The organism is Streptomyces sp. NPDC054841, from assembly GCF_053611045.1.
On sequence record NZ_JBSGZO010000345.1, the window covers coordinates 1 to 9,395 of the forward strand.

The following is a 9,395-nucleotide window of genomic DNA, read 5'->3' on the forward strand; positions in this document are numbered from 1 at the left end:
CCGCGCAGGTCCGTCGCCGCCTGGTCCAGGTTCTGGCAGGACTTGATCGACTCGACCGACCGGATCACTGCGGCTCGGCTGTCGTTGCTGTCCGCGAGCAGCTTGTCGAGCGCCTCGGCCTGCGGCTTGGCCGGGTCGGCGGCGTCCTGCGTCGCCGAGTCCGACGCCGGCGAGGTCGCGGCGGCGATCGTCTTGTCGTCGTCCTTGCCCTTGTCGTCGCCACCGCCACCGAACATCAGCGCGCTCGCGCCGAGACCCAGCACGGCACACCCGACCACGACCGCGGCGATCACCGGCACGCGCGAGGAGCGGCGCGGCTCGGGGTCGTACGTCTGCTGAGGCTCGTGCGGCGGCACCGGCGCCTGCGGCGGCGCGTACTGCCGCTGGTGCGGCGCGGCCCCCGGCTCGGCGCCGAAGCGCGGCATCTGCTGCGTCGAGTCCGCCGTGTGGCCCGCGCCGTCCGCGCTGCGGAAGAGGTTGTCGAACTCCGCGGGAGGCTGCCGCTCGTCGGGCGCACCGGGCCGAATGCCGTACGGGGCGCCCGGCGGCGGGGCGGGGACGTGCTGCTGCGGAACGTTCTGCTGCGGTACGGGCGGAAGATACTGCGTGGCTTCCGCTCCGCCCTGCGCGGCGAGCGGGCGCGTCCCCAGGAACTGCGTCGACTCGGCGGGAGCCTCCGGCGGAAGCGCCCCGGCACCGGGCGGCACAGGCGCGATGTACTGCGTGGCCTCGGCAGCGGACGGGACGGGCGCGATGTACTGCGTGGCGTCGGCGTCGGAGGGCAGAGCCTGCGGCATCGATTGTGGCATGGCCTGCGGCATCGGCTGCGGCATCTGCCCGTACGGTCCCGGCTGCTGGGCCGGTGCGCCGTGCGGCGGCAGCGGCTGCGGCTGCCCGTACGGAGCCGCCGTACCGGGCGCACCCGGCATCTGCTGCTGCGGCAGCGGCTGCGCCTCCTGCCCGGGCCCCCAGGGCGCACCCCAGGGGGTCCCACCCGCCGGGGCGACCTGCTCTCCGCTGACTCCCGGTATCCAGGGCTCGCTGCCGTCCGCGGGCAGCACGACACCTTCGTGCGCGGGCCGCGCGGCCGGGAGCTGCGCCTCGTCACCCTGTCCGCTGTGCGTCACCGGGACTCCTACGTGTGGACCTACGGAACCGTCGGTTCACGCTACCGGGTGGGTCAGGGGGTCCGCACACACGTGTGGGACGGGTAACAAGAACGCTCCCGAAGACGCTGCTTACGCCCCGCGAAGGGAGGTGTGCCGGGGGCAAGGCCCGGCACAGCTCACCGACCCGTACGCCCCGGACAGCCCGGACGACTCAGCCGGCCCGCACGGACCCAGACAGCCCGTACGCCCCGGACGACTCACTCGGCCCGCGCACCCCGGGCGCCCCGCACGCCCGGGACGACTCAGCCGGCCTGCACGCCCCGGACAGCCCGCAGGCCTCACACAGCCCGGACGACTCACTCGGCCCGCACGCCCCGGGCGCCCCGCACGCCCCGGAGACTCACGCCGCCGCCATCTCCGCCCTCGCCCCGAACTCCCGCACCGCCGGCTCGTCCGCGTACGGCTCCAGGCGCTGCCGCAGGTCGTCCAGATACTCCGCGCCCCTGCTCGACCGCAGGGTGCCCAGCAGCTCCACCGCCCGTGTGCCCGTGTGACAGGCCGCCTCGACCTCGCGCTGCTGGACCTGGGCCGTGGCCAGCAGCACGAGGCCGATCGCGCGGCGGCGGGCGCGCGACTCGGGGTGGCCGTCGAGGGAGTCGGTCGCGCTGCGGGCCGCCGCCGCGGCCTGGCCGAGGTCGCGGTGGCAGTGCGCGAGCTCGTCGGAGAGATAGGCATGGTCGAAGTGGGCGATCCAGGCCGGGTCGTCCCCCGAGTCGGGATCGGCCCGGTCCAGCGCCAAGAGCGCCTTGCCCGCCACCTCGTGGCAGGCGCGGGCGTCGCCGAGCAGCGCGTGCCCCCGCGCCTCCGCCGCGTAGAACATGGCCTCGGCCCGCGGCGTCACCCGACCCCGCGCGCCCTCCTGCGCGGCCCGCGCCAGCTGCGCGATCTCCCGTGGGTTCCCGAGCTGCGCCGCGAGATGGCTCATGGACGCGGCCAGGACGTAGCCGCCGTACGCCCGGTCGCCCGCCGCCTGCGCGAGCCGCAGGGCCTGGATGTAGTAGCGCTGCGCGAGCCCGGGCTGGCCCGTGTCCACCGCCATGTACCCGGCGAGTTCGGTGAGCCGCGCCACCGCCGCGAAGAGCTGCCGGCCCACCGGCTCCCGGTACGAGCCGGAGAGCAGCCCGGACACCACGCTGTTCAGGTAGTGGACGACGACCGGCCGCACGTGCCCGGCCCCGAACCGGTGGTCGAGACCCGTGAGCGCCTGCGTCATCGCCAGCACCGCCTCGACGTCCGACACCCCCACCCGCGCCCCGCCCTGCCGCGCCACCTGCGCGTCCGCTCCGGTGATCAGCCAGTCACGGCTGGGCTCCACGAGCGCCGACGCCGCGACGGTCGACCCGGACAGGAAGTCACGCCTGCCCACATCACTGCGCCACAGCTCACAGACCTGCTCGATCGCACCGAGCACGGTCGGCGCGAACTGAAGCCCGACCCCCGACGCCAGATTCTTGCCGTTGGCCATGCCGATCTCGTCGATCGTGACCGTACGTCCCAGCTTGCGGCCCAGCGCCTCGGCGATGATCCCTGGAGCCCGCCCGCGTGGCTGCTGTCCGCGCAGCCAGCGCGCCACGGACGTCTTGTCGTACCGCAGGTCGAGGCCGCGCTCCACCCCGACCATGTTGACCCTGCGGGCCAGCCCGGCGTTGGAGCACCCGGCTTCCTGGATGAGCGCCTGCAGCCGTTCGTTCGGCTGGCGGGCGACGAGTGGCCTCGCTGCCATGACTACCCCCTGTACCGGACCGCGCTGATCGTGATCTTCACTTGATCACTTCCCGGCGTTATCCGGAGAATGCCGATGAGCTCGGACGATTACGGGTGAATGCCGCTCCCGCAACTGGCTACCCTCCCGCCGGGCCCCGCCCGCACGCGCGCCCCCGGCCGTGCACCCATGCGCCCCAAATGCAGGATCGATGCGCCATGCCCCGGCCGTGCGCGGCCGTAACCCGCGGTGGTGGCGGGAGTTGTGTTCATCGTGAAAGAGACCATCGAAGAGTCAGTCGGCGGTTCCATCGGCGTCACGGAGGCCGCCCACATCCCCAAGCAGCGGGGTGAACAGCTGCTGGACAGCGCGGTTCGGTACGCGGAGCAGCGTCACTGGGACGTGGTCCCGGGCACCTGGCTGGAGGCCGTCGAGGGCGCGGAAAGGTGCTCGTGCGGCGCGGAGGCGTGCGTTGCGCCGGGGGCGCACCCCTCCCGGCCGGACTGGTCGACGCAGGCGACGGGCAGCGCCGTGGCCGCGCGCCGGCTGTGGGGGAAGCAGCCGAAGGCGTCGATCCTGCTGCCCACGGGGCGGACGTTCGACGCACTCGACGTCTCGGAGTCCGCCGGTTTCCTGGCACTGGCCCGGATGGAGCGGATGGATCTGGCGCTCGGCCCGGTGACCTGCACCCCGGACCGGCGGATGATCTTCTTCGTGCTGCCCGGCGCCGCCCTGAAGGTCCCTGATCTGGTACGGAAGTTGGGCTGGACGCCCAGCTCGATCGACCTGGTGGCACGCGGCGACGGCCACTATGTCGCGGCTCCGCCGACCCGCGTCGGCAGTCACGGAGCGGTGCAGTGGGTGCGCAGGCCGACGCCCGCGAACCGCTGGCTCCCGGACGCGGAGGAACTCATCAGCCCGCTGGCATACGCGTGTGGACGGGAGGCGGCCGACGAGCGGGACCGGCGATCGTAGTGTTGCTCCCGTAGAACGGGGACAACGGAAGGCAGCAGACCATGCCGGACCAGACGGAAAACAGGGCGGGCGGTACGCCGGGAACGGCGCCGCCCGCCGTTCGTGTACAGGGGCTGTGGAAACGATTCGGCGAGCAGATCGCGGTCGCGGGCATCGATCTCACCCTGCCCGCGGGCAAGTTCATCGGCCTGGTCGGTCCGAACGGCGCGGGGAAGACGACCACTCTGTCGATGGTGACCGGGCTGCTCCGCCCGGACCAGGGCAAGGTCGAGGTCGTCGGCCACGACGTCTGGCGCGACCCGGTCGAGGTGAAGGCCAGGATCGGTGTGCTGCCCGAGGGGCTGCGGCTCTTCGAGCGGCTGTCGGGGCGGGAACTCCTCGCGTACACCGGCCGGTTGCGAGGGCTGCCCGGCGAAGAGGTCGACAAGCGGGCCACACAGCTCCTGGACGTACTGGATCTGGCGGGGGCGCAGCACAAGCTGGTCGTCGACTACTCGACGGGCATGCGGAAGAAGATCGGCCTGGCGGCGGCGCTGCTGCACAATCCCCAGGTGCTCTTCCTGGACGAGCCGTTCGAGGGTGTCGACCCCGTCTCGGCGCAGACGATCCGTGGGGTGCTGGAGCGCTACACCGCGTCCGGGGCGACCGTCGTGTTCTCCAGCCATGTGATGGAGCTGGTGGAGTCGTTGTGCGACTGGGTCGCGGTGATGGCGGCGGGCCGGATCCGGGCACAGGGGACGCTCGCGGAAGTGCGGGGCACGGCGTCGTCGCTCCAGAACGCGTTCCTGGAGCTGGTCGGCGCGGGTGACCGCGACACCGGTGACTCGCTGGAGTGGCTGGGCGGCGGCGGTTCGCGATGACGACTCCGACGACCGGGTCCCTGACTCCTGTCTTCGTACGGCTCAAGCTCTCGCTGCTGACCAACGGGTTGCGCCAGTCGTCGGGCCGTACCGCCGCGTTCATCGCCTCGGCGGTCGTGGCGCTGCTGATCGCGGCGGGTCAGCTCTTCGGGCTCGTCCTGCTGCGCGGCACGGAGAGCGCGGCGTCGCTGGTGGTGCTGCTGGTCGGTGTGCTCGCGGTGGGCTGGGCGTTCATGCCGCTGTTCTTCCCGAGCGGTGACGAGACGCTCGACCCGACCCGGCTGGTGATGCTGCCGCTGCGCCCGCGGCCGCTGGTGTCGGCGCTGCTGATGGCCTCGCTGGTCGGGATCGGCCCGCTGTTCACGCTCTGCCTGGTGGTGGGCGGCGCGCTGGCACTGGCGCACGGTGCGGGCGCGGTGCTGGTCGCGGTGGTGGCCGTACCGCTGACCCTGCTGGTGTGCGTGGCACTGGCGCGAGCGGTCGCGGCTGCCAATATCCGGCTGCTGACCAGCCGCAAAGGCCGCGATCTGGCCGTGCTGAGCGGTCTGGTGATCGCGGTGGGCATCCAGTTCGTGAACTTCGGCGCGCAGCGGCTCGGCCGGGCGGGCGGCCTCTCGGCGCTCGAACCGGTGGCGTCGGTGGTCCGCTGGATCCCGCCGTCGTCGGCGATGGGTGCGATCGACTCGGCGAGCGCGGGCTCGTACGGCATCGCCGTCGCGCAGCTCGCGCTCTCGGCGGCGGCGTTGGGAGGGCTGCTGTACGGATGGCAGCACAGTCTCACCCGGCTGATGACGGCGCCTGACGGCTCGACGCTCGCCGCCGCGTCGGAGCCGAGCCGCCGGGCCACCTCCACGGGGCTGCACCGGCTGCTGCCGGGCGGCCGTACGGGCACGGTCATGCAGCGCAGCCTGCGCTACGTCTGGCGCGATCCGAAGACGAAGACGGCCTGGGTGACGGCGCTGGTCATCGGCATGATCGTGCCTGTCTTCAACGCCCTCCAGGGCACCGGGTCGATCTACTTCGCGTGCTTCGCGTCGGGGATGCTCGGCGTCCAGATGTACAACCAGTTCGGGCAGGACACGTCCGCGTTCTGGATGGTCGCGCAGACGATCTCGTCGCCGCGGGACGCGTACCTCGAACTGCGCGCCCGTGCACTGGCGTTGCTGCTGATCACGCTCCCGTACACGGTCCTGGTCACGGTTGCCACGGCGGCGCTGCTCAGCAACTGGAGGGCGCTGCCGGAGGCACTGGGGATCGCCTTCGCGCTGCTGGGGGCGATGCTGTCGACGGGTGCGCTGGCGTCGGCGCGCTTCCCGTACTCGATCCCGCAGGACAGCGCGTACAAGAACGTCGCCCCGGGGCAGGGCGGTCTCGCATGGATCTCCATCTTCGGCGGAATGGTGGCCTCCGCGCTGCTGTGCGCACCGTTGATCGCGCTCACGATCTGGCTGAACGCCGCGAGTGCCGAGTCCGCGCTGTGGAGCCTGCTGCCGCTGGGCATCGCGTACGGCGCCGTGGTGGCGTGGGGCGGACTGCGGGTAGCGGCCCGTCAGACGGCGGAGCGGCTGCCGGAGATACTGACGGCGGTCAGCAAGGGGTGAGAGTCGTGCCCTGACGTACGGTACGGATCATGTCCATGCCTCCTCCGCCTCAGGGGTACCCGCAGCACCAGGGGTCTCCGTCGCAGCAGCCGTACGGGCCCCCTCAGCCACAGCAGGGACAGCCGTGGCCGCCCCAGGCGCCCTACCCGCAGCACCAGGGGTATCCACAGCACCCGCAACAGGCGCCGTACCCGCCCCAGGTCCCCTTCCCGCAGCAGCAGGGCGCCTGGGGCGGGCCGCCGCCGATGCCGCCGAAGAAGACCCGGAACGGCCGGATCCTGGGGATCTCCGCCGCGATCGTCGTCGGGGTCGTGGCGCTCGGCTGGGCCGGCAACAATCTGGGCCGCCTCGGAGCCTCCGGTTCCTTCCCGGCGGCGACGCACAAGATCACGCTCCCGAAGACGCTGCTGGACGGCCGGTACACGCTGACGCAGGATCACTCCGACAAGAGTGAGGCGGAACTGGCGGGCACGAGCAAGTCCAACATCCGCGGTGCGAAGGGCGTCGCCGGCCAGTACACGTCCGTCGACAAGGACGGAACGGGCGTACTGGTCCTCTCGGGCCTGTACGGGCGGATCAAGAACCCGGACCTGGCCCGCGACAAGATGCTGGAGGGCGCGGCCGAGGCGGACGGCGCGACGGTCGCCGTGGCGCCGAAGGACATCGAGGTGACCGGCTCGGACGTCACCATCACCTGCCAGGTCCTGACCATGGAACAGCCCGGGGGCGAGAAGAGCCCCTTCGCCATGTGCGCCTGGGCGGACGAAAACACGAGCGGCTCCATCGCCGAAGTCACGGCAAAGACCGCGGCGCAGAGCCCGGAGTCCATCGATCTCGACGCGGCGGCCGCGAACACGCTGAAGGTGCGCGAGGAGACCAGGAAGCCCATCGCCTGACCCGATTGTGCAGACCGCGTGCAGACAGTGGAGGCGGACCGGGGCCGCATCACCGCGAGGCCGGGGCGGAGCGCGACTCTCCGCCCCGGCCCTTCGCTGTATACGAAGGCGTACGCCGACCCGCATCGCGAAGTGCCGCGGACCGGGTACGCCGGGCCGGGGCGAGGCACCGCTTTCCGGCCGAACGACTGCTGGGGGCGCTGTTCAAAGATGGAACCAATTTCCGATAGCAGCAGGTCAGATGGTCGTTCCGGCTTGTACCACTAGCGAATGTCCATATGTTGGACACCGCCTCGCGCGCGCCTCGCACCCCTTCCGAACAGGCCGAACGACCATTCGATCGGCACGCCGTGAGCGTATGCGGCCGGAAACAGGTGATAAATGTGCGATCACTGTACGCATCAGCAAGACTCCCGAGCGCAATCGCAATCACCGGCGAAGGAGCTTCACCCATGCGTTACATTCTCAACACACTCGGCGCGACGGCCTCCGCGGCCGCACTCGTCCTCAGCGGGACCGCCGCCGCGGGCGTGGCACACGCCGAGCCCGCGAAGCCCACCGGGCTCTACGCGCCGTCGGCGATGGTACTGATGGTCGGCAAGGGCGACGCTGCGACGGCGACGATCGAGCGCGCGGTGACCTTGAACTGTGCACCCAAGCCGAGCGGCAGCCACCCCGCGCCCCGCGCGGCATGCCAGGAACTGACCGAGGTGGACGGACAGTTCGGCCTGCTGACCGGCGCTCCCCGCCGCCCTTGTACGCGCCAGTGGGACCCGGTCACGGTCGGCGCGAGCGGTGTGTGGCAGGGCAAGCGGGTCGACTGGTCGACCACGTACGGCAACGAGTGCGAGATGCGGGAGAGCCTGTCCGGCGCCAAGGTCTTCAGCTTCTGACCAACCCCCGACGCGGCGGACCGGGCCAGACGGTGGACCCGGTCCGCCGCCCCTGTGGCGGTCCGGCTCAGGGAGTCAGCACACCGTCCAGGAACGGCTCGATCGCGCCGCGCCAGGCATCCGGCTGGTCGTAGTGGACGAGATGACCGGCGTCCGCGACCTCGGCGTACTGCCCGCGGGGCAGGACGCGGACCATCTCCTGGGCCTCGGCGCGGCCGAGTTCGCCGTCGAGACCGCGGACGACGAGGGTGGGGCACCGGACCTGGGCGAGGGAGTCCCAGTGGGCGTCATGGACCCAGGTCTCGCGGGACGTGAGCATCTGACGGCGGGAGAAGACCGGACGCCAGCCGTCCGCACGCTCGGCCATCACCTCGGCGAAGAACTCACCGCGCGCGGGGCTCGGGCGCTCCACCCAGGGGTCGTCCTCACCGAACCACTTGCGGACGTCCGCGAGGGTCGCGAAGGGGACGGGCCAGGTACGGAACCAGTCCTCCCATTCACGCTGGGAGGCCGCTCCCAGCGCGGAGGCGCGCATGTCGCAGATGACGAGGGCCTGGACGAGGTCGGGGCGCTCTGCGGCGAGCTGCCAGGCAGTGAGTGCGCCCATGGAGTGGCCGATGAGGGTCACCGGGGCGAGGCCCAGCTGTTCGACCGCGGCCGCGGCATCGGAGACATACGCCTCGCGGGCGAACGAACCGTCGGCCGGCTTCTCGCTGCGGCCGTGGCCGCGCTGGTCCAGGGCGACGGCGCGGTGCCGCTCGGCGAGCCACCGGGCGGTGGCGGCCCAGTGCGAGGCGCGGCCCATCAGCCCGTGCAGCAATAACACGCCCGGCGCGCGGTCCGTCTCGCCGCGCCCCTTGGGCGGGTCGGCGAACTCCCAGGCAGCGAGGCGAACGCCACCCGCTCCGGTCACGTCGATGCGCCGCACCATGGTCCTGGCACCCCCTTCTGTCCCCCGTGGATCTCCGAGCTCTCCGAAGCGGTCGAGCCCCGCCAGACTATCGAACTTCTATTCGAAAACTGGGATCTCGCAGCCAACACCCCTCGTTCGAGTGACCATGCTCAAGGATTGACGGCCGCCGGCAAGGGGAGATCTTCAGCGGGAGGCGGGCCGCTCGGGGAAACCGGTCCGAGGGGAGTGACCCTGGGAGCTCGGGGCTCCGGGTCAGCAATGGGGAGGACAGGCCCCGGCGCCCATGGGCGCCGGGGCCGTCCATGTACGCGCATGGCGTGCGAACGATCGACACGTGCCCACCCCCGGGCATATGCCTCAGCCCAGCGTGGCACGCGAACCGCCCG

The 9,395-nt window shown here is 71.9% G+C and carries 8 protein-coding genes; 5 read left to right on the top strand and 3 right to left on the bottom strand.

Annotated elements, in window-relative coordinates; genetic code table 11:
- Positions 1–1,127: hypothetical protein (locus tag ACWGI8_RS32385; RefSeq protein WP_453666367.1), on the bottom strand; the 1,127-nt coding region annotated here is incomplete at its 3' end.
- 382 nt (positions 1,128–1,509) lie between these two features.
- Positions 1,510–2,892: a transcriptional regulator gene (locus ACWGI8_RS32390; RefSeq protein WP_453666368.1), complete on the bottom strand. Its 1,383-nt coding sequence runs from the start codon at positions 2,890–2,892 to the stop codon at positions 1,510–1,512.
- A 243-nt stretch (positions 2,893–3,135) separates the two neighbouring features.
- Between ACWGI8_RS32390 and ACWGI8_RS32395 the strand changes: the two genes are divergently transcribed.
- From ACWGI8_RS32395 to ACWGI8_RS32415, 5 genes are all read left to right on the top strand, one after another.
- Positions 3,136–3,846, top strand: coding sequence for a bifunctional DNA primase/polymerase (locus tag ACWGI8_RS32395; protein ID WP_453666369.1), 711 nt, complete (start codon positions 3,136–3,138; stop codon positions 3,844–3,846).
- Positions 3,847–3,887: 41 nt separating this feature from the next.
- On the top strand, positions 3,888–4,706 hold the full coding sequence (locus ACWGI8_RS32400) for an ABC transporter ATP-binding protein (RefSeq protein ID WP_453666370.1): 819 nt from the start codon (positions 3,888–3,890) through the stop codon (positions 4,704–4,706).
- Positions 4,703–6,307 (top strand): transporter, encoded by a 1,605-nt coding sequence (locus ACWGI8_RS32405; RefSeq protein ID WP_453666371.1) that lies wholly within the window; start codon positions 4,703–4,705, stop codon positions 6,305–6,307. Before ACWGI8_RS32400 ends, ACWGI8_RS32405 begins: the two co-directional genes overlap by 4 nt.
- Before the next feature lie 29 nt (positions 6,308–6,336).
- Positions 6,337–7,203, top strand: a complete 867-nt coding sequence (locus ACWGI8_RS32410; RefSeq protein WP_453666373.1) for a hypothetical protein — start codon at positions 6,337–6,339, stop codon at positions 7,201–7,203.
- A 452-nt stretch (positions 7,204–7,655) separates the two neighbouring features.
- The gene (locus tag ACWGI8_RS32415; RefSeq protein ID WP_453666374.1) at positions 7,656–8,096 is read left to right on the top strand and encodes a subtilase-type protease inhibitor; all 441 of its coding nucleotides are present in this window, start codon (positions 7,656–7,658) and stop codon (positions 8,094–8,096) included.
- A 67-nt stretch (positions 8,097–8,163) separates the two neighbouring features.
- Here ACWGI8_RS32415 and ACWGI8_RS32420 read toward each other — a convergent pair whose 3' ends face one another.
- Positions 8,164–9,027, bottom strand: coding sequence for an alpha/beta fold hydrolase (locus tag ACWGI8_RS32420; protein ID WP_453666375.1), 864 nt, complete (start codon positions 9,025–9,027; stop codon positions 8,164–8,166).
- Positions 9,028–9,395 lie beyond the last annotated feature (368 nt).